Consider the following 25,662-nt stretch of genomic DNA (forward strand, 5'->3'; position numbering starts at 1 on the left):
AGTTAACTCCCCTGCGAGCGGGGACAGTTGTCAGTCGGGGGAGGGAACGGGTCACGTGCCACCCACGGTCGTCGTTCTGACGGCGCTGCCATGCGAATTCCAGGCCGTACGCCGCCTTCTGTCGGACGTCCACGAGGACGCGCATCCTCAGGGCACCCTCTTCGACGTGGGGCGGGTGCCCGGACTGCCGTGGCAGGTGGCGCTCGCCGAGATCGGGGAGGGCAACAGCGGCGCCGCGGCACACACCGAGAGGGCGATCGCCTACTTCGAGGCCGCCGCGGTGTGCTTCGTCGGGGTCGCCGGTTCCCTGCGCGACGACATCCCGCTGGGCGACGTCGTGGTGGCCAGCAAGATCTATCTGCACCACGGCGGCAAGGAGGGCGACGACGGCTTCCACGCCCGCCCCCGCGCCTGGGAACCGAGGCACGACGTCGAGCAGCGGGTGCGCCGGATCGTCCGCGACGACCCTTCGGTGCACTTCAAGCCCCTGGTCGCCGGCGACGTCGTGCTGAACTCCCGGGCGTCCCCCCTCGCCGACCTGATCGATCGCAACTACAACGACGCCGTCGCCGTCGACATGGAGAGCGCGGGCATGGCGCAGGCCGCGCACCTCAACGCCATACCGGTGCTCGCAGTCCGCGGCATCAGCGACTTCGCCGACGGCCGCAAAGCGGTCGCGGACGCGACGGGCTCGCAGCCCACGGCCGCCCGCCACGCAGCCGACGTCGCCCTACGCATCCTGCGGCAACTGCCCCTCCCCCGCCCCCGGCCACAAGCGCGCCGCGAACCCCCGCACGCGCCGGCCGTCGTAGTGGCCTCGGGTCCGGCCGCGGCCGGATCAGACACGGCGGAGTGGTGCGGCGGGGCCGTCGTCCGCGTGGACGGGGAGAAATGCTTGTTGTACGACGGCCCGGGTGACCTGCTGGCCGAGACCTCGACCCGCGACCACACTGTCCTGCGACGGCAGGCACTCGCCCATGTGCTGGACGGGCAGGGGCGCGCCCCGCGTTTCGTCTGGCTGCGGCAGGTTACGGCGGCGTACGACGGCCCGGTGGCGCGGGCGGCGCTGCGCGCACTGTCGGACGAGCACGACCTGCTGCGACGGTTGGGCCGCGGACAGGACGTTGTGCATTACGGGCGGCGCGGGGACACCGCAACGCTGGCCTTGGCGTGGCCGGTGTCCCGACGCTCCGGAACGCCGTGCGAGTCCCTCGCCGTCCTCCTGGGGGACGGCTCCGAACCTCTCAACGCCTGGCGAGCGCACCGTGTGGTGCGGGGTTTGGCCACCTCGTCCGGGATCCTCGGCAGGCTGCACGAACGCGGGCGGGCGCATCGGGCGCTGCATCCGGCCTCGCTGGTCGTCGACGACGACGGCCGATTGCTCCCGCGCGATCTCGGGCTGGCGGCGACTGCGCCCGTGCCGGGCGAGGCCCCCGGCCCGTACCAGGCCCCGGAGCAGCGACTGCGGCGCTCCCGCTCGGACGTTGCCGGCACGGCCACGGACGTGTACCGGCTCGGCGCCATCGTCCACCGCCTGCTCGCCGGGGTCCCGCCGGTGCCGGGAATGCCGTCGGCGCTCCGGGCGCTGCCTCGCCCGCTCCCCGGGGCCGAAATCGTCGAAGACGCGCTCGCCCCCGACCCGCGCGACCGCCCCACTCCGCGCGAGCTGACCACCGGGCTGCGTACTTTGAGCGACGGCCTCGCGAACCTTGCCGTGAACGAGCAGTGAGAGGCGCCGTGTCCTTCGTCACCGTCGACCTGCCCGGCCCCGTGATGCTGGTGCCCGGCGGCTCTCTGGACAGACAGCTGCGCGACAAGTCTCAGCTGCACCCGGGACTGCCGACCTCGGTGACGCGGATCGCCCACGACCTCAGCGCCCTCGGCAGCGGTGTCCCCGCTCGGATCGAGGAGGGCGGCCGGGGCACAAGCCTGTTGCTGCACACGGCGGCCTACAAGCTGCGGCTGTATCCGACGGATCGCGGAACCGGCTACTTCCTGGCGAGCGTCAACCCAGTGCGACTGCGCGACCACAACGAACTCGCCGGGCGCTGCCTGCTGGTACGGCCGCCCCGGTGGCACCTGGTGCCGGAGCTGCGCGAAATACCCCAAGGTGCCGAGGCCGGCTGGGACCGGCTTCGCCAGGCCTGGCAGCGCCTGGGCGCGGTCCCCGCCGAACACCGGGAGGCCGCCGTACAGAACACGGCACAGTCCGGCTTCCTCGACATGATCGGACAACTCGTCGACGCCACCGAACGCATCACCACCCGGGAGGAACGCCGCGACGGCCCCTACCCGTACGCCTCGGTCGCCGCCACCGGCGGGCAGCGGCACACCAGGCGAGCCGCGTACGCATTCCGCCTCGCAGTGGCCGAGGCGCCCCAGGAGGGCGCTTTCGTGGAGGTGCGCGGGATGGCCGAGATGCGGGGCCAGGTCACCCGCGCGGACGGCGGTCTCGTCACCGTACGTTTCGACCGGCCCGTGTCCTGGGCGGACATTCCGCGGCAGGGCGAACTCTCCGTGACGCCGACTTCGGTGGTCTTCGACAAGCAGCGCGAGGCGGTGGCCCTGCTCAGGACCCGGGAGAGCCGCAACCCGCGGCTGCTGCCCGCCCTGGTGGAACACCAGGTGCGCGAGATCCGGCCCGCGCCCGTGACGCCCGCCGAGCCGCTGGACGCCGACCAGCTGGAGGCGTTCCGCAAGGCCCTCGCCACGGACGACGTCCTCGTGGTCCTGGGCCCGCCCGGTACCGGCAAGACCCGCACCATCACGCAGATCGCGCACGCATGTGCCACCGGCCCGGCAGGCGGCCGCCCGAACGACGACGCGAACGGACGCGTGCTGATCACCTCGCACACCAACCGTGCGGTGGACAACGTGCTGGCTAAGCTCCCCGAGGACCTGGTCGTGGTCCGCGTGGGCAACGAGGGCAAGGTCCACGAGGACGGCCGGGCCTATCTGCTGGACCGCCAGATCAACGATCTCGCCGGAGTCGTACAAAACGCCATGGCGCTACGCGAGGAGCGGTTCGCGCATCTGGACATCGCCGGCGCCTGGGCCGTCGAGCTGACACGGGAGCTGGACCGCCTTGGCACGCTGTCGGCTGCGGTGGACTCGGCGACCAGCGAGCTGCACACGGCCCGCCGCGCCGCCGGCGGCCCGGCACGGCAGCGCCTCGACGGCCTGAGCGTCCGGCGCGAGGTCGACCAGGGCGAACGGGAGAAGATCGCGCAGGCCATCGCTCAGGCGTCCGACAAGTGCCGCCAGGCACAGGAGCGTTCGGGCAGCCGTGTGCTCGGCCGGGTCTTCCGCGGCCAGGCGCGGCGTTGGCAGCGACGGCTCGACGAACTGCGGGGCCGGGATGACGAACTGAGCTCCGCGCTCGCCGCCGCGGACACCGCGACCGCCGAGGCCTGCCAGGAACTGGAACGGGTCACCCGAGAGGACCCGGCCGTGCGCCGCGCCCTGCGGATTCGGGAGCAGGCGGCCGAGGACCGAACAGACTGCCTCGGGCGGGCACGCCGCGCCGCCGAGCGCGCCGTCGCCGCCGTCGCCCATCTGGACAGCCCGCCCCTTCCGAGTCCCGCCCCGGAACGTGACGAACTGCGGGCGCTGAACAGGTGGCTGGAGCGACGGCTGCCGCTGCTCACCGCTCGCCGACAGCTCGCCGCCGAGTGGCGTACCGCCATCACGGCCGAACCGGAGCAGCTGGTACCGGAGTTCATCCGCTACGCCCATGTCGTGGGCGCAACCTGCATCGGCACGGCCTCACGGCCGGAACTGTCCGGCGTCGACTTCGACCTGGCCATCGTCGACGAGGCGGGCCAGATCGGCATCGCCGACGCCCTCGTGCCGCTGGTCCGGGCGCGACGCGGGGTGCTCGTCGGCGACCACAAGCAGCTACCGCCGTTCCTGGACAGCGAAGTCGCCGACTGGGGCAAGGACATCGCTTCGGCAGAGCTGCGCGGGCTGATGGCGAAAAGCGCCTTGGAGCGGTTGGTCGACGGGCTGCCGGCCTCGCACATCGTCCAGCTGAGCGTGCAGCGCCGTATGCCCGTCGAGATAGCCGGCTTCGTCTCATCGACGTTCTACGGCAACCTGCTGCGCACCGAGAAGGATCATGTCCACCACGATCCCCTGTTCGACAGCCCGATCGCCTTCGTGGACACCGGCGGCCTGTCGGCCCGCGAACGGGAGGAGTCTTCGGGCCGGCGGGCCCAGGAGTCCTTCGGCCGCGCCGGGGTGTCCAACCGCTGCGAGGCACGGCTGCTGGCGCGGCTGGCGGCCTTCTATCACGGGCACGGCGGCGACTGGACCGTGATCGTGCCCTACCGCGCCCAGGTCGCCGCGGTGGTGGCCGAGGTGTCCCAGCTGATCGGGGACGCCCAGCGCGCCAAGGCCTCGGTCGGCACGGTCGACTCCTTCCAGGGCGGCGAGCGCGAGGTCATCCTCTACGGCTTCACCCGCAGCAACGCCGAGGGCCGCATCGGCTTTCTGAAGGAACTGCGGCGCGCCAACGTCGCCTTCACCCGCGCGCAGCGGCAGCTCGTCCTGGTGGGCGATCTGGGCACGCTGCTGCGCGCCGACGACCCGGACTTCCGCGCCCTGATGCACGGCCTGTACGAGCATCTCAGGAGCTGCGGTGACATCCGGGCCAGCCACGACGTGATGGGACGGCTGGCGGCGCACGGAGGGGACGGAGCATGAGCGACGGGCGGAGTCTGATGCCGTTTCGACCGGAGCGCGTTCTGGAGGACGCCGCCGTCGAGCGGGGCCTGAGGCCGACCAGGCTGCACGCGTTGCTCTTGCCGGTGTGGCGGGTGGAGATCCGGGCCACTGTGACCGAGGGCGAGGACTTCCACCTCATCGACCGCTTCCTGGAACGCGGCCTGGCCCACGGTGGGCTGGAAACGGTCGCTGAACTGGCCGAGTTCTTCGCCCTGGACGAACCGCTGGTCGTACAGGCGGTCCGCTTCCTGAGCCGCACCGGTCACATCGAGGAACGGGCGGGCAGGCTTGCCCTCACCCCGCTCGGCCTGCGCTCCGTGCAGGACGACCGGCGCTACACCATCACCCGCGAGGACCGCCGCAAGCTGTGCTTCGAGGCCCTCGCCTGCACCCCGCTGGCCCGGTCCCACTACGACGAACGCACGGTCACCATGCTTTCGGGCGACGCCTTGCAGAAGGCACTGGACAGCAGGCGGTACCCGCGGTTCACGTGTGTCCATCCGACCGCGGGCTTCGACGACCGGGCACTGACCCAACTGACCCGCGGCACCGACGGCAAGGAGCGCGACCGGCTCAATCTGCCGGCCGCCCTGGACGACGTGCAAAGTCTGGGCGCCGAGGAGTTGGTTTTCCTGCCGGTGCACGTGGTGCGAGGGGTGCGCGCCAACGGGCGCCCGGGACTGCTCGTCTACGGCCAGACCGGTGTCGAGCCCGACCCGGATCTGACAGCGGTGTGCGAACGGGCTGAGCACGTGTTCGCCGTGATCGAGAATGAGGAGCGGGAGGCGGAGCGCCGCGAGGCCGGCCGCAGGGCCGCCGAGGACTGGCTGGAGAAGCAAGGGCTGGGCGCTCACCGTCCGTCACGTGGGCCCGACGGGACGTACTCGGTGGAACTCCCGGCGTCGGCGTTCGGTGACGACGGCGTCCGGCTCACCAAGGTCGGTTCCTACACCGTGTACGGCTCCAGCTTCTTCCATGTGTGGTGTCCCAGCGAGAACCTGCGCAAGCGTGCGCTCCTGGAACGGCTCGACCTGCGCCTCGCGGCAGCACGGCGGATCGACCGCGCGGCAGCAGAGACGGTCGTGGCTCGGCTGGCCAGGCAACTCCATCTCGAAGTGCCTGACCTGTGGCAGCTCCGCAAGGGAGCGGAGAAGACGGGCCGGGAGGCTCTCGCCGCCCAGCTGGAACGCCTGACCCGCCCCGAGCCCTAAGGACTGCCCGTCATCTCCCACATCAGCAGTTCGGCGTTCGTCGTCGCGATCGCCTCCAGGTCCTTGGCGTCCGTCAGGCGGGCCGCGTCGCCCGCGGCCAGACCCTCGCCGTCCAGGGTCACTTCGCCGCGCACCACGTGGACGTACACGAAGGGGCCGTCCGGGACCGCGGTGCGCTCGCCCGCCGTCAGGCGGCGTACGTGCAGCATCGCGGCCGCTTCCGGGACCGCGTAGGGGGTGGAGTCGGCGATGCCGCGGACGATCTCGTAGGACGGGGTGCCGCCGGGTTCCCGCGGGGCCAGCCACATCTGGACGAAGGTGAGAGGCTCGGTGGTGTCGTTGCGTTCGACGTGACGTACGCCCGCCGCCGAGCTGAGGCGCTGGACGTCGCCGGGGCGCACCCGGGTCCGGTGGCCCGCCGAGTCCCGGTGCGTCAGCTCGCCCTCGACCACCCACGTCACGATCTCCGTGTGGCTGTGGGGGTGTTCGTCGAAGCCTGCGCCCGGCGCGAGGCGCTCCTCGTTGCAGGCGATGACCGCGCCGAAGCGGAGGTTGTCGGGGTCGTAGTGCGGGCCGAAGGAGAAGGCGTGCCACGACTCGATGCCGGCCGCCGCATCGCCCCCCGGGTAGCGCTCCGCAGCGCGCCGTACGTCCATCACCCGTCCCACGGTAGCGGCGCGGGCGGCGCCGCGTGGCGGCCACCGGCAACCCTGCGGCGCACTCCGTCGTCCGGATAAGGCAGTCTTGTCCCGTGCCCGAACCCGAAGCCACCAGGCCCGAAGCAGCCCATACCGCCGTACATGCCCACGCCGCGACCCTGAAGCGGCTGGAGAAGTCCTCCGGGTCCCTCGCCGCGCAGGCCATCGCGCGCATGGACGAGACGCTGCCGTGGTACCGGGCCATGCCCCCGGAGAACCGTTCCTGGATCGGGTTGGTCGCCCAGGCCGGTATCGCCGCCTTCACCGAGTGGTTCCGGCACCCCGACGCCCCGCAGGCCATCTCGACCGACGTCTTCGGCACGGCCCCGCGCGAGCTGACCCGGGCCATCACGCTGCGGCAGACCGTGGAGATGGTGCGCACGACCATCGAGGTCATGGAGTCGGCCATCGACGAGGTCGCGGCCCCCGGTGACGAGAGCGTGCTGCGCGAGGCGCTGCTGGTGTACGCCCGCGAGATCGCCTTCGCCACCGCCCAGGTGTACGCCCAGGCCGCCGAGGCACGCGGTGCCTGGGACGCGCGTCTGGAGTCGCTGGTGGTCAACGCGGTGCTCAGCGGGGAGGCCGACGAGGGGGCCGTGAGCAGGGCGGCCGCGCTCGGCTGGAACGCGCCCGAACATGTGTGTGTCGTGCTGGGTACGGCCCCGGACGGGGACTCCGAGCTGACCGTCGAGGCCATCCGGCGGGCGGCCCGGCACGCCAAGCTGCAGGTGCTGACGGGAGTGCTCGGCGACCGGCTGGTCGTCATCGCCGGCGGCAGCGACAACCCGCTCGGGGTGGCGAAATCCCTGATCGGGCCGTATGCGGCGGGGCCCGTGGTCGCGGGGCCGGTGGTGCCGGACCTGCTGGCCGCGACCCGGTCCGCGCAGGCCGCCGCCGCCGGACTCAAGGCCTGTTCGGCGTGGCAGGACGCCCCGCGGCCGGTCCTGGCGGACGATCTGCTTCCGGAGCGCGCCATCGCCGGGGACCCCGGTGCGCGCGAGCAGTTGGTGGAGGAGATCTACAGACCGCTGGAGGAGGCGGGGTCGGCTCTGCTGGAGACGCTCTCCGTCTATCTCGAACAGGCGTCCAGCCTCGAAGGCGCGGCCCGGATGCTCTTCGTCCATCCGAACACCGTGCGCTACCGGCTTCGACGTGTGACAGACGTCACCGGCTGGTCGCCGTCTGATGTACGTTCGGCGTTCACGCTGCGGATCGCGCTGATCCTGGGGCGTCTGGCCGACGGAGATCTACCGGCCTAGTCTTTTGTGGGGGCTCCACAAAACCCCCTCGTGTTCTTCGTCCCTGTCCCCACGGGCGGCCATGCCCGTCCACAAGAGAGAGTGTGAGAGTGCTCGTACTCGTCGCTCCCGGCCAGGGCGCCCAGACGCCCGGCTTCCTGACTCCCTGGCTCGAACTGCCCGGCGCCGCCGACCGCGTCGCCGCCTGGTCGGACGCCATCGGACTGGACCTCGCCCACTACGGCACCCAGGCCGATGCCGACGCCATCCGTGACACCGCGGTGGCGCAGCCGCTGCTGGTCGCGGCCGGGATCCTGTCCGCCGCGGCACTGGGTGACATCCGGCCCGGCGCGGTCGCGGGCCACTCCGTCGGTGAGATCACCGCCGCCGCCTTCGCCGGCGTCCTCGACGACACCGCCGCGCTGACCCTCGTACGCAAGCGGGGTCTGGCGATGGCCGACGCCGCCGCGATCACCGAGACCGGCATGTCGGCGCTGCTCGGCGGCGACCCCGAGGTCTCCGTCGCGCACCTTCAGCGGCTGGGGCTGACCCCGGCGAACGTCAACGGCGCGGGCCAGATCGTCGCCGCCGGCACGCTGGAGCAGCTCGCCGCGCTGAACGAGGACAAGCCCGAGGGCGTCCGCAAGGTCGTCCCGCTGAAGGTCGCGGGCGCCTTCCACACGCACCACATGGCCCCGGCCGTGGACGCGCTGGCGAAGGCCGCCGCGGACCTCGCCCCGGCGGACCCGAAGGTCACCTACGTCTCCAACAAGGACGGTCAGGCCGTCGCCACCGGCGCCGAGGTCGTCGAGCGGCTGGTCGGCCAGGTCGCCAACCCGGTCCGCTGGGACCTGTGCATGGAGACGTTCAAGGAGCTCGGCGCGACCGCGATCGTCGAGGTCTGCCCCGGCGGCACGCTGGTGGGCCTCGCCAAGCGCGCGCTGCCCGGCGTGCAGACCCTCGCGCTCAAGACCCCCGACGACCTCGACGCGGCCCGCGCGCTCATCGCCGAGCACGCCCAGGCCTGACGCCCTAAGGAGCCGTACGAACATGTCGAAGATCAAGCCCAGCAAGGGCGCCCCGTACGCGCGCATCCTCGGCGTGGGCGGCTACCGTCCGACGCGGGTCGTGCCGAACGAGGTGATCCTCGAGACGATCGACTCCTCCGACGAGTGGATCCGTTCGCGCTCCGGCATCGAGACCCGGCACTGGGCCTCCGACGAGGAGACCGTGGCCGCGATGTCCGTCGAGGCGTCCGGCAAGGCGATCGCCGACGCCGGGATCTCCGCCGAGCAGATCGGCGGCGTGATCGTCTCGACCGTCTCGCACTTCAAGCAGACCCCGGCCGTGGCGACCGAGATCGCCGACAAGCTGGGCACGAACAAGGCCGCCGCCTTCGACATCTCGGCCGGCTGCGCGGGCTTCGGCTACGGCCTGACCCTCGCCAAGGGCATGATCGTCGAGGGCAGCGCCGAGTATGTCCTCGTGATCGGCGTCGAGCGGCTGTCCGACCTCACCGACCTGCACGACCGCGCCACGGCCTTCCTGTTCGGCGACGGCGCGGGCGCGGTCGTCGTCGGCCCCTCCCAGGAGCCCGCGATCGGCCCCACCGTCTGGGGCTCCGAGGGCGACAAGTCGGAGACCATCAAGCAGACCGTGCCGTGGACGGACTACCGCGAGGGCACGGTCGAGAAGTTCCCTGCGATCACGCAGGAGGGCCAGGCGGTGTTCCGCTGGGCCGTGTTCGAGATGGCGAAGGTCGCCCAGCAGGCGCTGGACGCGGCCGGAATCACCCCGAACGACCTGGACGTCTTCATTCCCCACCAGGCCAACGAGCGGATCATCGACTCGATGGTGAAGACGCTGAAACTGCCGCAGCACGTCACGGTCGCGCGTGACGTGCGCACCACCGGCAACACCTCGGCCGCCTCGATCCCGCTCGCGATGGAGCGGCTCCTGGCGACCGGTGAGGCGAAGAGCGGCGACACCGCGCTCGTCATCGGCTTCGGGGCGGGTCTCGTCTACGCCGCGACTGTCGTTACCCTCCCCTAGGCACTGCGTGCCGGATCACGAACGGTCCGGACCCGCAGGACACCGCCAAACCCTCTGGATCACAAAGAAGGAGCGCCTGACATGGCCGCCACTCAGGAAGAGATCGTCGCCGGTCTCGCCGACATCGTGAACGAGATCGCCGGCATCCCGGTTGAGGACGTCCAGCTGGACAAGTCCTTCACCGACGACCTGGACGTCGACTCGCTGTCCATGGTCGAGGTCGTCGTCGCCGCCGAAGAGCGCTTCGACGTCAAGATCCCGGACGAGGACGTCAAGAACCTCAAGACGGTCGGCGACGCGACCGACTACATCCTCAAGCACCAGGCCTGAGCCCTGCTCGGGCCGGGCGCTGAACCGGCCCCGCCACCCGGCGGTGGCGCCGCTTAATCCTCGTAATTGGAGAAAGAATTCCCGTGAGCCCGACCAATCGCACCGTGGTCGTCACCGGTATCGGCGCAACCACACCGCTGGGTGGCGACGCAGCCTCTACCTGGGAGGGCCTGATCGCCGGCAAGTCCGGTGTGAAGCCCCTGGAGCAGGAGTGGGCCGCCGACCAGGCGGTCCGCATCGCCGCGCCCGTCGCGGTGGAACCGACCGAGGTCATCCCCCGGCCGCAGGCCCGACGCCTGGACCGCTCGGCGCAGTTCGCGCTGGTCGCGGCCCAGGAGGCGTGGGCGGACGCCGGTTTCGAGGGCAAGGCCGGTGAGGACCCGAAGGTCGACCCGGACCGCCTCGGCGCGGTCATCGCCTCCGGCATCGGCGGCGTGACGACCCTCCTCGACCAGTACGACGTGCTCAAGGAGAAGGGCGTCCGCCGCGTCTCCCCGCACACCGTCCCCATGCTGATGCCGAACGGCCCCTCGGCCAACGTGGGCCTGCTGGTGGGCGCCCGGGCGGGCGTGCACACGCCGGTCTCCGCGTGCGCCTCCGGCGCCGAGGCCATCGGTTACGCCATCGAGATGATCCGCACGGGCCGCGCCGACGTCGTCGTCGCCGGTGGCACCGAGGCGGCCATCCACCCGCTGCCCATCGCCGCGTTCGGCAACATGATGGCGATGTCCAAGAACAACGAGGACCCCCAGGGGGCCTCGCGTCCCTACGACACGGCCCGTGACGGCTTCGTCCTGGGCGAGGGCGCGGGTGTCGTCGTCCTGGAGTCCGCGGAGCACGCCGCCCAGCGCGGTGCCCGGGTGTACGCCGAGGCCGTCGGTCAGGGCATCTCCGCCGACAGCCACGACATCGTGCAGCCCGAGCCGGAGGGCCGCGGCATCTCGCAGGCCCTGGAGCACCTGCTGGAGCGCACCGACCTCGACCCGGCGGAGATCGTGCACGTCAACGCGCACGCCACGTCGACGCCGGCCGGTGACATCGCCGAACTGAAGGCGCTGCGGAAGGTCTTCGGCGACGACGCCGACCACATGGCCGTCTCCGCCACGAAGTCGATGACCGGTCACCTGCTGGGTGGCGCCGGCGGCATCGAGACGGTCGCGACCGTGCTCGCCCTGTACCACCGGGTGGCCCCGCCGACCATCAACATCGACAACCTCGACCCGGAGGCGGAGGCCAACGCCGACGTCGTCCGCGGTGAGGCCCGCAAGCTGCCCGTGGAGGGCCGTATCGCCGCGCTGAACGACTCGTTCGGCTTCGGCGGGCACAACGTGGTCCTGGCGTTCCGTACGGTCTGAGAGCGCCGTTGAACGGAAATGGCCCGGCCTCCGGTGGGAGGTCGGGCCATTCGCCGTCGTGTCCGTCGTTCGCGGGCGGGTACGGATCCGCCGTGGCCGGTCGCGCGGTTCCCCGCGCCCCCTCGGCGGCGTCAGCCCTCGGGGCGTCTTTCAGACCACCTGGTGCAGCCAGCGGACCGGCGCGCCCTCGCCGGCGTAACGGAAGGGCTCCAGTTCGTCGTCCCACGGCTTGCCCAGCAGTTTGGCGATCTCCGCCTCCAGGTCCGTCTCGTCCCGCTGGGAGCGGACCAGGGCGGCCCGCAGCCGGTCCTCCGGGATCAGGATGTCGCCGTGGATGCCGGTGACGGCGTGGAAGATGCCGAGGTCGGGGGTGCAGCTGTAGCGCTCGCCCTCGGCCGTGGGGCAGGGCTCGGCCGTGACCTCGAAGCGCAGCAGGTGCCAGCCGCGCAGCGCGGAGGCGAGCTTGGAGGCGGTGCCCGCCTCGCCCTGCCAGGAGAACTCCGAACGCCAGGTCCCGGGCGCGGCGGGCTGCCGGATCCAGTCGAGGTTGACGCGCGTGCCGAGCACCCCGGCGACGGCCCACTCGACGTGCGGGCACAGCGCGCGCGGCGCGGAGTGCACGTACAGAACTCCACGTGTCGTCACCGGGACCTCCGGGCAGAGCGGGACATCTTGCGAACTGGCGGACGGCCGTGGCCGGGGGAGCCACGTTGATGGCGAGGCTACCGTGCGGCGGCGCAAGGAGTGTGACGTACCGTCGGTCCCGATGCGCCGAAACCCCCGCCATTCACCCGGCAGGACGCTTGTACGGGTGCGAACCGTTGCGGGGTTCCGGGTTCGGGAACTCCCGCGCGTTGTCATGAGGGGAGACATCCCAGTAGGCCGACCGAGGGGAACAGCAGCGGATGCGGAAGCCGAGCCACCGTTCACGGGCCGTTCTCGCCGTCACGGCGGCGGCCGTCCTGGGCGTCGCCGGCTGCGACGCGGTCGGTGGCAACGAGGCCGCGCCCACGCGCGGTGTGAGGCATGCGCCCGCCTGGGACGTGAGTCCCGGTTCCGTCGCGGCCGTCGGCGACTCCATCACCCGCGGCTTCGACGCGTGCACGGTCCTGTCGGACTGTCCGGAGGTGTCGTGGGCGACCGGGTCCAGCACCGAGGTCGACAGTCTCGCCGTACGGCTGCTGGGGAGGGCGAAGGCCGCCGAGCGGAGCTGGAACTACGCGGTGACGGGGGCGCGGATGGCCGACCTGCCGGCGCAGATGGCGCAGGCGGTGGCGAGGAGGCCGCAGCTGGTGACGGTGATGGTGGGGGCGAACGACGCCTGCCGGGCCTCGACGGCGGCGATGACCTCCGTCGCCGATTTCCGGGCGGACTTCGAGGACGCGCTCGCCACCCTGCGCAAGGCGCTGCCGAAGACGCAGGTGTACGTGGCGAGCGTGCCGAACCTGAAGCGGCTGTGGTCGCAGGGGCGGACCAACGCGCTGGGCAAGCAGGTGTGGAAGCTGGGCATCTGCCCCTCCATGCTGGGCGACGCGGACGCGCTGGACTCGGCTGCGACGCTGCGGCGCAACACCGTGCAGAAGCGGGTCGAGGAGTACAACACGGTGCTGCGGGAGGTGTGCGGGAAGGACCGGCGGTGCCGGTTCGACGGGGGCGCGGTGTACGCGTACCGCTTCGGGACCGCGCAGCTGAGCCACTGGGACTGGTTCCATCCGAGCGTGAACGGGCAGGCCCGGCTGGCGGAGATCGCCTACCGGACGGTGACCGCGAGGAAGTCCTGACAGGCATGTGACTTAGGGTTCCGCTCATGAGCGAACACTTCGGCACACTTCCCGACGGCACGCCGGTGGAGCGCTGGACCCTGGAGCGGGCCGGCGTGCGGGTGCGGATCCTGTCGTACGGCGGGGTCGTGCAGTCGGTGGAGGTCCCGGACCGGGACGGGCGTACCGGGAACGTGGTGCTGGGGTTCCCGGGTCTGGACGGCTACGTCGACCACCCCGGGCCGTATCTCGGCGCGCTGGTCGGCCGGTACGCCAACCGCATCGGGGGCGCCCGCTTCACGCTGGACGGCGTGACGTACCCGCTGGAGCCCAACAACGCCCCCAACTCGCTGCACGGCGGCCCCCTGGGCTTCGACAAGCGGGTGTGGGAGGTCACCCCGGTCGAGCACGGGGTGCGGCTGGGCAGGGTCAGCCCGGACGGCGAGGAGGGGTTCCCGGGACGGCTGGAGGTCGCGGCCACGTACGCGCTGGACGCCGACGGCTCGCTGCGGATCGCCTACGAGGCGGTGACGGACGCGCCGACGGCGGTGAACCTGACGAACCACTCGTACTGGAATCTCGCCGGCTCCGGCGACGCGGGCGGCCACGAACTGCGCCTCGCCGCCTCCCGGTACACGCCGGTCGACGCCGATCTGATCCCGACGGGTGTCCTGGCGGACGTCACGGGCACGCGCTTCGACTTCCGGCGGGGCAGGAAGGTCGGGTCGGGCTTCGACCACAACTTCGTGCTGGACGGCGGTGTGACGGAGGTTCCCCGCCAGGTCGCCGAACTCCACGACCCGGCGTCCGGCCGGGTGCTGACCGTGGCGACCACCGAGCCTGGTCTGCAGCTGTACACCGCGGACCATCTGCCCGAGCCGTTCACGCCGGGCGACGGTGTCGCGCTGGAGACCCAGCACTTCCCCGACTCCCCGAACCGGCCGGACTTCCCGAGCACGGTGCTGCGGCCGGGCGAGGTGTTCCGCTCTCAGACGGTGTACGGCTTCGGGGTGCGCTGATCCGCGCTCTGACGGGCTTGCCCCGGTCCAGGGGTCAGGTCCCGGACCGGGGCTGCTCGTGGGGGAGGTCGTCCCGGATCAGACGTTAATCGTCGCGGTGAGGCGGCGGTCGGCGATCGACCGGCTCACCTGGATCTCGTACGAACCCTTCACAAACGACCACGAGCCGACCACTTCGTCCCACACCTCGAAGGCGCGGCGGGGGATCTCGACGACCGCCTCGGCCGTCTCGCCGGGGCCCGCCTCGACGCCCGCGAATCCGGCGAGCAGGCGCGCGGGGCGGTCGGGGCCGGGCTCGGTGGGCGCCAGGTAGACCTGCACGACCTCACGGCCCGTCCGCCGGCCGGTGTTGCGGACGCGGATCCTGGCGGTGGTGCCCTCGACCTCGACGGACTCGTAGGCCCAGTCGGTGTAGCCCAGGCCGTGGCCGAAGGGGTACGTGGGGGCCCTGCCCTCCTTCTCCCAGGCGCGGTAGCCGATGAAGACGCCTTCCGTGTACGGGAGTTCGCCGTCCTGTGGGGTCACGCGGGTGACCGGGGCGTCGGCCAGGGGGCCCCAGGTGGTGGGCAGCCGGCCGCCGGGCTCGTGGGCGCCGGTGAGCACGTCCGCGAGGGCGGCGCCGCCCTCCTGGCCGGGGAACCAGCTGAGCAGCACGGCGGCGACCTCGTCGCGCCACGGAAGTTCCACCGGGGAGCCGGAGTTGACGACCACGACGGTGTTCGGGTTGGCGGCGGCGACGGCGCGGACCAGGTCGTCCTGACGGCCGGGCAGGGCGAGGTCCTTGCGGTCGTAGCCCTCGGACTCGACGCGGTCGGTGGTGGCGACCACCACGACGGCCGTGTCGGCGGCCCGGGCCGCGGCGACGGCCTCGGCGATCAGCTCGTCGGCGTCGCGTGCCGGTTCCTGGTGGGCCAGGGCGAAGGCGACGACCTTGAAGGGGATCTCCTCGGGGAGGGCGAAGACATGGGTCAGGGAGACCTCGACCGGTTCGCCCGCGGTCAGTTCGGGCTCGGCGCGGGCCACGGGGGCGCCGAAGAACGCCTCGAAGGGGTCGCTGTCGTCGGCGGGGAGCTGGACGTCGTCGAAGTACGTCGTCCCCGCGACGGTGAGGGTGAAGTGGCCGGTGCCCTTGACGCCGAAGGTGTGCCGGCCGGTGTCGCGGGGGGTGAAGGTGCCGGTCAGTTCGACGGTGTGCAGGCCGGCGTGGGTGACGCCCTCGGGGAGGTCGGAACCCATCCACTGGATCTGGCCGTTGGGGGCGGAGCCGGTGCCGATGACGTTCCCCTCCGTGTCCCGGCACACGGCCTTCAGGGTGAAGCCCTTGTCGGCGACGGCGAGTTCGGTGTTCGGGTCGGCGCCGACGGCGTAGGTCAGGGCGCCCTCGGGGAGGGCGGCGGTGAGGCCGTCGAGCGGGGAGACGATCCGGGACGGGAAGACGGTGGCGGAGCCGCCGCCGAGGACCCGGGCGTCGCGGGCGGCGGCACCGAGGAGGGCGACCGTGCCGGGCTTCAGCGGGAGGGCCCGGCGTTCGTTCTTGACGAGGACGAAGGAGCGGCGGGCGATCTCGCGGGCCAGGGCCTCGCCGTCGACGGCCGCGGGTGGTTCGGCGACGGCCGGCTCGGCGCCGTCCAGGGCGCCGACGCGGGCGGCGAGCCGAAGGACGTTGCGGACGGCCTCGTCGACGACGCTCTCCTCGACGCGGCCGTCGCGCACGGCCTGGGCGAGAGGGGCGCCGTAGACGGTCTGCGGGCCGGGCATGGCGACGTCGAGGCCGCCGTGCACGGCCGCGACCGTGTCCCGGGCCGCCATCCAGTCGGAGACGTTGTAGCCGTCGAAGCCCCATTCGCCGCGCAGCACCTCGTTCACGAGGTGGCGGTGCTCGGTCATCGTCGTGCCGTTGACCGTGTTGTAGGCGGTCATGACGCCCCAGGGCCGCGCGCCGGCGACGATCATCTCGAAGGGGGCCAGGTACAGCTCGCGCAGGGCGCGCTCGCCCACCAGGTTGTTCACCGTGAAGCGGTCGGTCTCGGCGTCGTTGGCGACGAAGTGCTTGACGGTGGTGCCGACGCCTCCCTGCTGTACGCCGGTGACGTATCCGGTGCCGATGCGTCCCGTCAGGTACGGGTCCTCGCTGTAGGCCTCGAAGTGGCGGCCGCCGAGCGGGGAGCGGTGGAGGTTGACCGTGGGGGCGAGCAGCACGTGCACGCCCTTGCGCCGGGCCTCCTGGGCGAGCAGCGCGCCGGCGCGGCGGGCGAGCTCCGGGTCCCAGGTGGCGGCCAGGGCGGTGGGCGAGGGAAGGGCGACGGAGGGGTCGTCGGCGGTCCAGCGCACGCCGCGGACGCCGATCGGGCCGTCGGACATGACGAGCGACTTCAGTCCGATCTCCGGCAGCGCGGGCAGGGACCACATGTCCTGGCCGGACAGCAGCCGGGCCTTGGCGTCCAGGTCCAGCTTGCCGAGGGCCGCCTCGACGGCCGCCTCGCGGGCCTGGTCGGTGGGGTTGGCCGGGGTTGCCGCCATCGCGGTGCCTCCTCGTCGCGTCCTGCTCGTCCTGGGCCCCATCGTGCACCCGTTGCCTGTAACGCGGTAGGTTTCGTTATCGGGCCGTGATATTCACGGTGCGGCGATGTCGTACGGTGACGCCATGAACGCCAGGGTCAGGAGCGAGGAACGGCGCGCGGAGATCGTCCGGGCAACACTGGAGGTGATCGCCGAGCGCGGCTACCGGGGGGCGAGTCTGGCCGCGGTGGCGGAGAAGGTGGGGCTCACCCAGCAGGGCCTGCTGCACCACTTCCCGACCAAGGAGGCGCTGCTGGTGGCGGTGCTTCAGGAGCGGGACCAGTGGGACGCCGTGCCGGACACGCAGTGGCGGGTCGACCTGCTGGCCTCCCTCGTCGAGTACAACGCCATGCGGCCCGGCATCATCCAGACCTTCTCGGCGCTGCTGGGCGAGAGTGTGACGGAGGGGCATCCCGCGCGCGGGTACTTCACGGAGCGGTACCGGCAGGTGCGCGAGAGCATGGCGGCGGTCCTGCGGGCCGAGTACGGGGACCGGCTGCCGAACGGGCTGACGCCGGAACGGACCGCGCCGCTACTGGTCGCCGTGATGGACGGGCTGCAGTACCAGTGGCTGCTGGACCCGGAGTCGGTGGACATGCCGGGGGCGTTCCGGGACTTCCTCGCACTGCTGGGCGAGGACGCCTGAACGGACCCACTACTGGCGCCAGATGTGGGCGAGGCTCTTGCTCACGACGCACAGGACGGCGAAGGCGATCGCCCAGACATGCGCCCCGGCCGCGAACCACAGCACCGCGCCGGCCCCGAACCACAGTGTCTCGAAGGCGACCCGGGCGGCGCCGTGGACTTTGAACCTGGCGCGCGGGGAGCCGAACAGGCCCCACAGCACAGCGAGGCCGACCGCCCCGGCCAGGCCCAGCAGCGGGCCCCAGCCGGAGGCGCTCCTCCAGGCCCAGTACCAGACGCCCGCGAGGACGCCCAGTTCCAGCAGGAATACGACGCCCAGGTTCACGGCCTTCGCTGTCTTCACGCGCGGCAGTATCACCCGCGGGAGGCCACCGCCGCCACGATTTCGATCTCGACCAGGACCTCGGGGCGGTGCTGCGGGAGGCAGCGGCCCGTCTCCGCCCCGCCGCCTCCTGAGCCGCACCCCATGGCGTAGACCACTTCCGTCACGCGATACTGCGGCCGTCCGCACCACGCTCCCCCACGACGGCGACGGAAGGACCTGAACCCCCTTGAACTCCATACGTGTTCGGATGGTTTTCCTCGGACTGGCGCTGACCGCGGGACTCGCCTCCCCCACCACGGCGACGGCGGCCGGGGCGGCGTCCTCCCCCACCGTCGAGGAGCAACGGCTCGACAAGGCCGTGCCGCGGGAGATCCTCCGCAGGTCGGGATTCGACGACGTGGCACCGCGGCTGGCCCGCGAGCTGGGCGCGGCCGGCTCCTACGCCGAGGCGCGGCGGATCGTCGTGCGCGAGGGCGGCGCGCTGTGGCGGCGGGCCGTCGACCGGGTGCAGGGGCGCGGGCCGGCCGAATCAAGAAGGCGCGAAGCGCTTCCTCGGAAGGGTGGTGGTGGGCGACGGGAGGGCCTGAGCCGGGACGACGACCGGCCGCTGTACTGGGCGCGGCTGGGTATGACGCGCGAAGTGCGCACCTGGGAGCCGGAGTTCGGGCTGGGCGACCGGCAGCGGGCGCTGCTGCTCGATGTGCTGGAGCGGACCTCGCGGGGGCAGACGGAGGTGCGCTTTCCGGGCGGCGGGGGCCTCAAGCGGATTCTCGTCACCGGGTTCGACCCGTTCACGCTGGACCGGGACATCCGGATCTCCAATCCCTCCGGGGCCACCGCGCTCGCCCTCGACGGCACGGTGATCCGGACGGCGGACGGTCCGGCTCGGGTGGAGACGGTCGTCTTCCCGGTGCGCTGGCAGGACTTCACCGCGGGCACGGTGGAGCGGACGCTGCGGCCGTACCTGAAGAAGGTGGACCTGTTCACGACCGTCAGCCAGGGGCGGGTGGGGCGGTTCGACGTGGAGCGCACCAACGGCGCCTGGCGGGGCGGCTTCCCGGACAACGACAACATCGGGCGCACCGAGACCGTCCCGGTGAGCGATCCCGCCTCGCAGCCGCAGTGGACGACGACGACCCTGCCGTACAAGGCGATCGTGGCCGCCGACACCGGGCGGTTTCCCGTCTACGATCACACCGAGGTGACCGAGATCCCGGCGGGGGGCACGACGGAGGTGGTCCGGCCGGACGGGCCGACGCAGGGGTCGACGGCCCGGGCGGGCGGTGGCGGGAACTACCTCTCCAACGAGATCGCCTACCGGGCGACGCTGCTGCGCGACCGGCTGGGGCTGCACGACTCGCTGCCCGGAGGCCATGTGCACACGCCGGTGCTGCAGTTCGCCGGCGGGAACACGACCGAGATCACGGATGCCGAGTTCGTGCGGAACCGGCTGGACATCGTGGCGCAGGTCCGGGCGATCATCACGGTGGCCGCGGACGCGACGTTCAGGAAGTGACGGGCTTCTTTTCCGTCTCGTCCTCCGGTCCGTCCCCGGCGTTCTCCTCGCCCAGCAGTTCCCGGGCCATGAGGGTGGCGCCCGCCACCGCGCCCGGCATCAGGAAGACGGCCACGAACGGCACCAGGAACGCCACGGCCAGCGGGGTGCCGAAGCCCCACACCAGGGCCCTGCGGGAGCGCAGGAGGGCGAGCCGGGCGCGGAGTTGGACGTCGCGGCGCTGGAGGGCGACGGCGGTCAGTTCCTCGGTGAGGAAGAAGCCGGTGACGAAGAAGCCGATCACCGGGACGACGGTCTGGCCGGCGAACGGCAGGAAACCGCACGCGAACAGCAGGACGCCCCACAGGGCGGCGCGGACCAGGATGCGCAGGCTGTCCCGGGCCGAGATCCACAGCTCGCGCCAGAGCGGGAGGCCGGACTCGGGGGCGGTGCCGTCCGGGGAGACGTCCCGGTCGACCTTCTCGGAGAGGTTCTCGTAGAAGGGCTGGCCGATCAGGAGGGTCACGGCGGTGAAGGTGAGGACGGCGAGGAGGAGGCCGAGCGCGAAGAGCACCGCGGTGAGGAAGCCGCGGAAGAGGCCCTGCCAGGGGCTGGACCAGTGGTCGGCGAAGGGCGTCGACCAGGAGACCGCGTCCTCGCCCCACAGGGCGAGGACGACGAGCACGGCGACGTAGAGGACCAGGGTTATCAGGCCCGGAAGCAGGCCGAAGCCGTAGTGCCTGCCGTGCCGGGCCACCCAGCGCTGGCCCTTGAGGAGATAGCTGAAGCCGGCGGCAAGATCACGCATGGGAGGACTTTACCCGGCGGGGCGTGGGGTGTTGCCGGCGGATGCGGGGGTGCGGCCCGGGGCGTCAGGCCGGTGCTACGGCCACCACGATGCCTCGGTCGCTCGTGGGTGACACCGCCGCGCTCACGCGAACCGCCGTCGCGCGGACGAAGCCGCCGGCCCGTGCGGCGGCTCCCAGCAGCAGGGGCTGCAGCTGTTCCAGGGCCGACACCAGCAGCTCCTCCCCCGCCACCAGGACCGGGCGCGCCGCCTTCGTCGTCGCCGCCGCTGCCTCGGTGAGGTCGGCCAGCGGCGGGAGGGACGCCCGGACCGCGCCCGCGCCGGCCGCCGCCGCGCGTTCCGCCAGCGCCACCTGCAGCGGCATCAGCGGGGCCAGGGCGTCGGTCAGGGCCTCGGCGACGCGGGTGAGTTCGGGCGACGAGTCGCGCAGGACGTCCGCGGCGGACCGGAGCACGGGCGTCAGCGCGAGCAGCGCTCCGGCGGCCATGCCCGCCGCCGCGGGCAGCAGCGGCGAGGACGCCTCCACCAGGTCGCCCAGCGCGTTCGTGAACTCCTCCACGGCGGGTTCGACCGCGTCCAGTACGGGGAGCAGGCTGTCGCCGAGGGCGGTGAGCAGGGCCCGGACAGGCTCGCTCACGGGGTGGACCGCCAGCGGGGCGCCGCTGGTGCCCAGGCGGGTGAGGGTGTCGACGATGCGGTAGAACGCCTCCTGCGCCTGCGGGGACGCGCTCGCCTCCGCCAGTTCCGCGGTCGTCTCGCGCAGGACGCGCAGCACCTCGGTGCCGGAGCCGTCCCGGGGGTCGAAGGTGTTGATCGCGATCCTGGTGAGGTTGCCGGCCGTGTCCAGGAGCTGGCCGGTGATGTCGGTCGTACTGCGTGCCATGCGCAGCACGTCGTCCCTGCTGGGGAGCGAAGGGATCGTTGCCATGGAGACTCCTCGCCTCACGAGCGCCGCCGACGGTCCGACCCCAGGATGCCCTGTCGGCGCCACCCGGTCCGCGGCATCCAGGGGTTCGGTGACGCCAACTGCCTGCTGTTGCCATTGAGTCGAACGGGCACGCCCCGCCGTACCGATCTCAGCAGACATCGGTTCAGGTGAGGAGAACGGATGACGCAGGAGATCCACGGCACCGTGGCCGACGGCTTCGGGGCTGTGCGCGAGGAGTTCGCCACGTTCGTGGCGGGGGAACGGCCCGACTACGAAGGCCAGTTGTGCGCGTATCTGCACGGCCGCAAGGTCGTCGACCTGTGGGCCGGTGACGGCACGGAAGCCGATTCCCTCTACGCCGTGTACTCGTCCTCCAAGGGCGCCGCCCATCTGGTGGTGGCCCTGCTGGTGCAGGACGGCACGCTGGAACTGGACCGCAAAGTGACCTACTACTGGCCGGAGTTCGCGGCCGAGGGCAAGGGCTCGGTGACCCTGCGCGACCTGATCAGCCATCGCGCGGGGGTGGTCGGCACGGACGGCGGGTTCACGGCCGCGGAACTGGCCGACGACCGTGCGATGGCCGAACGGCTCGCGGACCAGAAGCCGTTCTGGCGTCCCGGCACGGCCTTCGGCTACCACGCGCTGGTGATCGGCGCGCTGACGGGCGAGGTCGTACGCCGGGCCACGGGCCACTCGCTCCAGGACGTCTACGAGGAACGGATCCGTGCCCCGTACGCCCTGGACTTCCATCTGGGCCTGCCCGCCGCCCTCGAACCCCGTTTCCGGCCGGCGCAGCCGATGGTCCCGACCCCTGTGCAGCAGGCGGTGCTGGACGAGGCGCCGACGGGACCGCACACCCTCGCCTCCATCGCGATGAACGCGCACGCGCCGGACGCGGGCACGCTCGTCGACTACGCCAACTCGCGGGCCGTACGCGCCAAGGGGCCGGCCTCCGCGGGCGGGGTGGCGGCGGCGCGCGGGCTGGCCGGGATGTACGCGGCGGCGATCAGCGAGGTGGACGGGAAGGCGCCGCTGCTGAAGCCGGACACGATCGCCGAGGTCGGCCAGATCCACTCGGCCGGCTACGACCTGGTGGGCCGCTCCCACCGAGCGTTCGGCCTCGGTTTCCAGGCCACGGCGGACATGTGGCATCCCGTCCTGGGCGCCGGGGCCTTCGGGCACAGCGGTGCGGCCGGCTCACAGGCCTTCGCCGACCCGCGCAGCGGCCTGGCCTACGGCTACACCCGCCGCCGCGTCGCCTACCCGGGCGGCGCGGCCCCGGAGAACGACCGTCTGGTCAGGGCCGTCCACGGCGCGGTGCGGGCCGGATGAGCCGGCCCCCGAGCACGGCGGAGGCCGCACCCCACGTCCAGGGGTGCGGCCTCGCTCCTTGCCAACGACCGATGTCAGACCAGCGTCACGCTGATGTTCCCGCGGGTCGCCTTGGAGTAGGGGCAGACCTGGTGGGCCTTCTCGACGAGGTCCCTGGCCGTCTCCGTGTCGACGTTCGGGATCCGCGCCGAGATCTCGACGATGATCCCGAAGCCGTCGTCGTTCCTGCCGATGCCCACCTTGGCGGTCACGGTCGAACCGGCGACGTCGGCCTTCGCCTCGCGGGCGACGACACTCAGGGCGCCCTGGAAGCAGGCGCTGTAACCGGCCGCGAAGAGCTGCTCGGGGTTGGTGCCCGCGCCGTTGCCGCCCATCTCCTTGGGCGGGTCGACGACCACGTCGAGCCTGCCGTCGTCGGTGGCGACCCGGCCGTCGCGGCCGTTCTCGGCGGTGGCGACGGCGGTGTACAGGACGTCGGACTGCTGAATGGGCATGCGGTTGTCTTCCTCCTCGGTCCGCCGCGACTCGCGCCCACGATCGACGACGGAATTCGGAAAGGAGTTACCGCATGCCGGAAAGAGCGAGGAAAACCTACAGCTTGACGATCATCTTTCCGGTGTTCTCGCCCCGCAGGACCCCGAGGAACGCCTCCAGGTTGTTCTCGATGCCCTCGACCACGGTCTCGCGGTACTTCAGCGCACCCGAGGCGACCCACGGGCCGACCTCCTGGACGAACTGCGGCTGCAGGTCGTAGTGGTCACCGACCAGCACGCCCTCGACGCGGAGCCGGTTCTGCAGGATCTTGACCATGTTGCGCGGGCCGGGCGTCGGCTCGGTGGAGTTGTACTGCGAGATCATGCCGCAGATCACGGCACGGCCCCGGAGGTTGAGGGCACCGATGGCGGCCTCCAGGTGCTCGCCGCCGACGTTGTCGAAGTAGACGTCGATGCCGTCCGGGGCGGCCTCCTTGAGCTGCTCCCGGACCGGGCCGTTCTTGTAGTTGAACGCGGCGTCGAAGCCGTACTCCTCGACGAGGAGCTTGACCTTCTCGTCGGAGCCGGCCGAGCCGATGACCCGCGAGGCACCCTTCAGCTTCGCGATCTGGCCGACCTGGCTGCCGACGGCACCCGCGGCGCCGGAGACGAACACCGCGTCGCCCTCCTTGAAGGCGCCGACCCGCAGCAGACCGGCGTACGCCGTCAGGCCCGTCATGCCGAGCACGCCGAGGTAGGTGCTCAGCGGGGCCGCGTCCGGGTCCACCTTGACGGCGCTCTTCGCGTCCACGACGGCGTACTCGCGCCAGCCGAGGAAGTGCAGGACGTGGTCGCCGACGGCGATGCCCTCGGCGTTGGAGGCCACGACCTCGCCGACCGCGCCGCCCTGCATGACCTTGCCGAGCTCGTAGGGCGCCACGTACGACTTGGCGTCGCTCATCCGGCCACGCATGTACGGGTCGACCGAGAGGTACTCGTTGCGGACCAGCACCTGGCCCTCGCCCGGCGTGCCGACCTCCGACTCGACCAGGGCGAAGTCCTCGGGCTTGGGCCAGCCGACGGGGCGGGAGAGGAGGTGCCACTCGCGGTTGATCATGACGGAGCCTTTCCAATTTACTTCAGTACCTGAAACAACCATGCCTCTGAATATTTCAGGTTGTCAAGCAATGGGGTAGGCTGAAGCCATGGCCACTCCGCAGCAGACTCAGCGTCCCGACGCGCTGACCCTCGAGGTCGTCGAGCTGATCGGGGACGTCGTGGCGCGTTATCACGCGGACTTCGACGAGGCGGCCGCTCAGCACGCACTGACCGGGGCGCAGGCCAGGCTGCTCAGCCTGCTGTCACTGGAGCCGCTGCCGATGCGGAAGCTGGCCCGGAAGCTGAAGTGCGAGCCGTCGAACGTCACGGGGATCGTGGACCGGCTGGAGTCCCGGGGGCTGGTCGAGCGGCGGCCCGATCCGGCCGACCGGCGGGTGAAGCTGGCGGCGCCGACGGAGGAGGGGCGGCGGGTCGCCCGGGAGCTGCGGGACGGGTTGCGCTTCGCGCGGGAGCCCTTGGTGGGACTGTCGGATGCGGAGCGGTTGTCTTTGCGCGATTTGCTGAAGCGGATGCTGGGGGCTTCGTCGGGGGCGTGATATCCGGGCACCCGGGGTGGCTCGGCGGGGTCCGCCTGGGCTGCCGTACCGGGGGCTGCCGCCCCCGGGCCCCCGCTTCGGCCCTGGACGGGCCTCGTCCTCGAACGCCGGACGGGTCGAGTCGCGCCGGCCGGCTTGAGCAGGGCCGAAGCAGCCCTCAGCTGCACCACCAAAGGAACCGTGTGCACGTCTTCGTGGGGGACGGCGTCGGACTGGGGGCCGAGGTCGTCGGGGCCGACGTCGCGGGCGGGGTGGTGGCCGGGGGTGCCGCCGTGGGGGCCGTCGTCGTGGCTCCCGAGCCGGTGGTGGCCGTGGTGGACGAGGCGGACGCACTGGGCTCGTCGTGCTTCTTCTTGTCCTTGGGCGGCTTGGAGGCCGTCGAGGACGCGGACGCTCCGCCGGTCGGGGTGCCCGTCGCACCGGCGCCCGTGCCGTCACCGACCGACTTCGCCTTGCCGCCCGCCTCCGCCGACGCCCCGCCCTCGGCCGAGTCGCTCCCGGCCGTGGCCGGTGCCGGCGAGGAGAAGGGGGCGTCCATGCCCAGCTCGGCGAGGCTGAGGCCGCCTGCGGCGAGCACGGCCGCCGCGGTGATCAGCAACACCCGGCGCCGACGCCTGCGGTGCGCGGCGGCTTTGCGATCGCGGCGACTGGCAGCGCCCCCAGGTCCGGCGGGACCCTCGGCGCCCCCGCGCGAACGCCCACGGCCGCGCCCACGGCCCTGTGCCCGGCGTGCCGCCCGGCCGGCCGGATGGCCGTCCTCCGGGGCCTCCTCGTCGTCGTGGGGGCTCTCGTCGTCGCCGTAGGGGGTGTCGTCGTAGGACCCTTCGTCGCCGTGGCCGTCGTACGCCACCCCGTGCCCTTCCTCGTACGGGGGCAGGCCCGAGTGCTGTGCGTGCGTCTGCGCGCGGAGCTCTTCGAGGGTGGTGCCGCACCCCGGGCAGGCGAGGGCGCCGTTGAGGTGCCGTCGGCACGGGTCGCAGTAGTCCATGACGCGGGAAGACTAAGTTCCTGACAGGTCACGTTCATAGGCACAGCTGTGAAAGTTGTGTGGTGA

At 72.1% G+C, this 25,662-nt stretch carries 24 protein-coding genes; 14 read left to right on the forward strand and 10 right to left on the reverse strand.

The window, feature by feature from the left end; genetic code table 11:
• The first annotated feature begins 55 nt into the window (after positions 1-55).
• From FBY22_RS33430 to FBY22_RS33440, 3 genes are read left to right on the forward strand one after another with little or no spacing between them, the layout of a single operon-like run.
• Positions 56-1,729: a hypothetical protein gene (locus FBY22_RS33430; RefSeq protein WP_142151712.1), complete on the forward strand. Its 1,674-nt coding sequence runs from the start codon at positions 56-58 to the stop codon at positions 1,727-1,729.
• An 8-nt stretch (positions 1,730-1,737) separates the two neighbouring features.
• A complete protein-coding gene (locus FBY22_RS33435; protein WP_142151713.1) occupies positions 1,738-4,704 on the forward strand; it encodes a DEAD/DEAH box helicase in 2,967 nt (988 codons plus the stop codon).
• 17 nt (positions 4,705-4,721) lie between these two features.
• Positions 4,722-5,936 (forward strand): hypothetical protein, encoded by a 1,215-nt coding sequence (locus FBY22_RS33440; protein ID WP_142151714.1) that lies wholly within the window; start codon positions 4,722-4,724, stop codon positions 5,934-5,936.
• Here the strand turns inward: FBY22_RS33440 and FBY22_RS33445 are convergent.
• On the reverse strand, positions 5,933-6,592 hold the full coding sequence (locus tag FBY22_RS33445) for a pirin family protein (protein ID WP_142151715.1): 660 nt from the start codon (positions 6,590-6,592) through the stop codon (positions 5,933-5,935). The genes FBY22_RS33440 and FBY22_RS33445 overlap by 4 nt on opposite strands.
• 95 nt (positions 6,593-6,687) lie before the next feature.
• Between FBY22_RS33445 and FBY22_RS33450 the strand changes: the two genes are divergently transcribed.
• The 5 genes from FBY22_RS33450 (at position 6,688) to fabF (ending at position 11,609) form a co-directional block, all read left to right on the forward strand.
• The gene (locus tag FBY22_RS33450) at positions 6,688-7,893 is read left to right on the forward strand and encodes a CdaR family transcriptional regulator (RefSeq protein ID WP_142151716.1); all 1,206 of its coding nucleotides are present in this window, start codon (positions 6,688-6,690) and stop codon (positions 7,891-7,893) included.
• An 89-nt stretch (positions 7,894-7,982) separates the two neighbouring features.
• A complete protein-coding gene (locus tag FBY22_RS33455; protein ID WP_142151717.1) occupies positions 7,983-8,900 on the forward strand; it encodes an ACP S-malonyltransferase in 918 nt (305 codons plus the stop codon).
• A gap of 22 nt (positions 8,901-8,922) precedes the next feature.
• Positions 8,923-9,924 carry a ketoacyl-ACP synthase III gene (locus FBY22_RS33460; RefSeq protein WP_142151718.1) on the forward strand — a complete coding sequence of 334 codons (1,002 nt, stop codon included), beginning with the start codon at positions 8,923-8,925 and terminating at the stop codon, positions 9,922-9,924.
• Between the two features lie 81 nt (positions 9,925-10,005).
• Positions 10,006-10,254 (forward strand): acyl carrier protein, encoded by a 249-nt coding sequence (locus FBY22_RS33465; protein WP_015660680.1) that lies wholly within the window; start codon positions 10,006-10,008, stop codon positions 10,252-10,254.
• A gap of 83 nt (positions 10,255-10,337) precedes the next feature.
• Complete coding sequence (fabF, locus tag FBY22_RS33470; RefSeq protein ID WP_142151719.1) at positions 10,338-11,609, forward strand: beta-ketoacyl-ACP synthase II; 1,272 nt, start codon at positions 10,338-10,340, stop codon at positions 11,607-11,609.
• A gap of 150 nt (positions 11,610-11,759) precedes the next feature.
• Here the strand turns inward: fabF and FBY22_RS33475 are convergent, their stop codons facing one another.
• On the reverse strand, positions 11,760-12,254 hold the full coding sequence (locus FBY22_RS33475; RefSeq protein ID WP_142151720.1) for a DUF3145 domain-containing protein: 495 nt from the start codon (positions 12,252-12,254) through the stop codon (positions 11,760-11,762).
• 260 nt (positions 12,255-12,514) lie between these two features.
• Here FBY22_RS33475 and FBY22_RS33480 point away from each other — a divergent pair, with 260 nt between their 5' ends.
• Both FBY22_RS33480 and FBY22_RS33485 read left to right on the forward strand, forming a co-directional pair.
• The gene (locus tag FBY22_RS33480) at positions 12,515-13,390 is read left to right on the forward strand and encodes an SGNH/GDSL hydrolase family protein (RefSeq protein ID WP_142151721.1); all 876 of its coding nucleotides are present in this window, start codon (positions 12,515-12,517) and stop codon (positions 13,388-13,390) included.
• 26 nt (positions 13,391-13,416) lie between these two features.
• The gene (locus tag FBY22_RS33485; protein ID WP_142151722.1) at positions 13,417-14,388 is read left to right on the forward strand and encodes an aldose epimerase family protein; all 972 of its coding nucleotides are present in this window, start codon (positions 13,417-13,419) and stop codon (positions 14,386-14,388) included.
• A gap of 78 nt (positions 14,389-14,466) precedes the next feature.
• On the opposite strand, the gene FBY22_RS33490 is transcribed toward FBY22_RS33485, so the two are convergent.
• Complete coding sequence (locus FBY22_RS33490; RefSeq protein ID WP_142151723.1) at positions 14,467-16,908, reverse strand: glycoside hydrolase family 3 protein; 2,442 nt, start codon at positions 16,906-16,908, stop codon at positions 14,467-14,469.
• Between the two features lie 106 nt (positions 16,909-17,014).
• Between FBY22_RS33490 and FBY22_RS33495 the strand changes: the two genes are divergently transcribed.
• Complete coding sequence (locus FBY22_RS33495; protein ID WP_142151724.1) at positions 17,015-17,593, forward strand: TetR/AcrR family transcriptional regulator; 579 nt, start codon at positions 17,015-17,017, stop codon at positions 17,591-17,593.
• Positions 17,594-17,602: 9 nt separating this feature from the next.
• Here the strand turns inward: FBY22_RS33495 and FBY22_RS45455 are convergent, their stop codons facing one another.
• Complete coding sequence (locus FBY22_RS45455; protein WP_260845241.1) at positions 17,603-17,935, reverse strand: YrdB family protein; 333 nt, start codon at positions 17,933-17,935, stop codon at positions 17,603-17,605.
• An 11-nt stretch (positions 17,936-17,946) separates the two neighbouring features.
• Positions 17,947-18,081, reverse strand: coding sequence for a hypothetical protein (locus tag FBY22_RS45460; protein WP_260845242.1), 135 nt, complete (start codon positions 18,079-18,081; stop codon positions 17,947-17,949).
• Between the two features lie 62 nt (positions 18,082-18,143).
• On the opposite strand from FBY22_RS45460, the gene FBY22_RS33505 reads away from it, so the two are divergent.
• The gene (locus FBY22_RS33505) at positions 18,144-19,433 is read left to right on the forward strand and encodes a pyroglutamyl peptidase (RefSeq protein WP_174267323.1); all 1,290 of its coding nucleotides are present in this window, start codon (positions 18,144-18,146) and stop codon (positions 19,431-19,433) included.
• On the opposite strand, the gene FBY22_RS33510 is transcribed toward FBY22_RS33505, so the two are convergent.
• Both FBY22_RS33510 and FBY22_RS33515 read right to left on the reverse strand, forming a co-directional pair.
• Positions 19,423-20,220: an EI24 domain-containing protein gene (locus tag FBY22_RS33510; RefSeq protein ID WP_142151727.1), complete on the reverse strand. Its 798-nt coding sequence runs from the start codon at positions 20,218-20,220 to the stop codon at positions 19,423-19,425. The two genes, FBY22_RS33505 and FBY22_RS33510, sit on opposite strands and share 11 nt — an antisense overlap.
• 64 nt (positions 20,221-20,284) lie before the next feature.
• Positions 20,285-21,148 (reverse strand): hypothetical protein, encoded by an 864-nt coding sequence (locus tag FBY22_RS33515; protein WP_142151728.1) that lies wholly within the window; start codon positions 21,146-21,148, stop codon positions 20,285-20,287.
• A 180-nt stretch (positions 21,149-21,328) separates the two neighbouring features.
• On the opposite strand from FBY22_RS33515, the gene FBY22_RS33520 reads away from it, so the two are divergent.
• Positions 21,329-22,480, forward strand: coding sequence for a serine hydrolase domain-containing protein (locus tag FBY22_RS33520; protein WP_142151729.1), 1,152 nt, complete (start codon positions 21,329-21,331; stop codon positions 22,478-22,480).
• Between the two features lie 74 nt (positions 22,481-22,554).
• On the opposite strand, the gene FBY22_RS33525 is transcribed toward FBY22_RS33520, so the two are convergent.
• Both FBY22_RS33525 and FBY22_RS33530 read right to left on the reverse strand, forming a co-directional pair.
• Positions 22,555-22,974 carry an organic hydroperoxide resistance protein gene (locus FBY22_RS33525; RefSeq protein WP_142151730.1) on the reverse strand — a complete coding sequence of 140 codons (420 nt, stop codon included), beginning with the start codon at positions 22,972-22,974 and terminating at the stop codon, positions 22,555-22,557.
• Between the two features lie 97 nt (positions 22,975-23,071).
• On the reverse strand, positions 23,072-24,070 hold the full coding sequence (locus FBY22_RS33530; RefSeq protein WP_142151731.1) for an NADP-dependent oxidoreductase: 999 nt from the start codon (positions 24,068-24,070) through the stop codon (positions 23,072-23,074).
• Between the two features lie 88 nt (positions 24,071-24,158).
• Between FBY22_RS33530 and FBY22_RS33535 the strand changes: the two genes are divergently transcribed.
• Positions 24,159-24,608, forward strand: coding sequence for a MarR family winged helix-turn-helix transcriptional regulator (locus FBY22_RS33535; protein WP_142151732.1), 450 nt, complete (start codon positions 24,159-24,161; stop codon positions 24,606-24,608).
• 157 nt (positions 24,609-24,765) lie between these two features.
• On the opposite strand, the gene FBY22_RS33540 is transcribed toward FBY22_RS33535, so the two are convergent.
• Entirely contained in the window at positions 24,766-25,596 is an 831-nt protein-coding gene (locus FBY22_RS33540; protein WP_174267324.1) for a hypothetical protein, read from the reverse strand.
• Positions 25,597-25,662: the final 66 nt, after the last annotated feature.

Source organism: Streptomyces sp. SLBN-31 (assembly GCF_006715395.1).
Classification (GTDB): domain Bacteria; phylum Actinomycetota; class Actinomycetes; order Streptomycetales; family Streptomycetaceae; genus Streptomyces.

Coding starts and splice junctions, on each gene's coding strand:
- FBY22_RS33485 (WP_142151722.1), top strand. CDS start 13,417: ATGAGCGAACACTTCGGCACACTTCCCGACGGCACGCCGGTGGAGCGC.
- FBY22_RS33440 (WP_142151714.1), top strand. CDS start 4,722: ATGCCGTTTCGACCGGAGCGCGTTCTGGAGGACGCCGCCGTCGAGCGG.
- FBY22_RS33520 (WP_142151729.1), top strand. CDS start 21,329: ATGACGCAGGAGATCCACGGCACCGTGGCCGACGGCTTCGGGGCTGTG.
- FBY22_RS33540 (WP_174267324.1), bottom strand. CDS start 25,596: ATGGACTACTGCGACCCGTGCCGACGGCACCTCAACGGCGCCCTCGCC.
- FBY22_RS33465 (WP_015660680.1), top strand. CDS start 10,006: ATGGCCGCCACTCAGGAAGAGATCGTCGCCGGTCTCGCCGACATCGTG.
- FBY22_RS33515 (WP_142151728.1), bottom strand. CDS start 21,148: ATGGCAACGATCCCTTCGCTCCCCAGCAGGGACGACGTGCTGCGCATG.
- FBY22_RS33535 (WP_142151732.1), top strand. CDS start 24,159: ATGGCCACTCCGCAGCAGACTCAGCGTCCCGACGCGCTGACCCTCGAG.
- FBY22_RS33510 (WP_142151727.1), bottom strand. CDS start 20,220: ATGCGTGATCTTGCCGCCGGCTTCAGCTATCTCCTCAAGGGCCAGCGC.
- FBY22_RS33530 (WP_142151731.1), bottom strand. CDS start 24,070: ATGATCAACCGCGAGTGGCACCTCCTCTCCCGCCCCGTCGGCTGGCCC.
- FBY22_RS33490 (WP_142151723.1), bottom strand. CDS start 16,908: ATGGCGGCAACCCCGGCCAACCCCACCGACCAGGCCCGCGAGGCGGCC.
- FBY22_RS33525 (WP_142151730.1), bottom strand. CDS start 22,974: ATGCCCATTCAGCAGTCCGACGTCCTGTACACCGCCGTCGCCACCGCC.
- FBY22_RS33445 (WP_142151715.1), bottom strand. CDS start 6,592: ATGGACGTACGGCGCGCTGCGGAGCGCTACCCGGGGGGCGATGCGGCG.
- FBY22_RS33460 (WP_142151718.1), top strand. CDS start 8,923: ATGTCGAAGATCAAGCCCAGCAAGGGCGCCCCGTACGCGCGCATCCTC.
- FBY22_RS33495 (WP_142151724.1), top strand. CDS start 17,015: ATGTCGTACGGTGACGCCATGAACGCCAGGGTCAGGAGCGAGGAACGG.
- FBY22_RS33480 (WP_142151721.1), top strand. CDS start 12,515: ATGCGGAAGCCGAGCCACCGTTCACGGGCCGTTCTCGCCGTCACGGCG.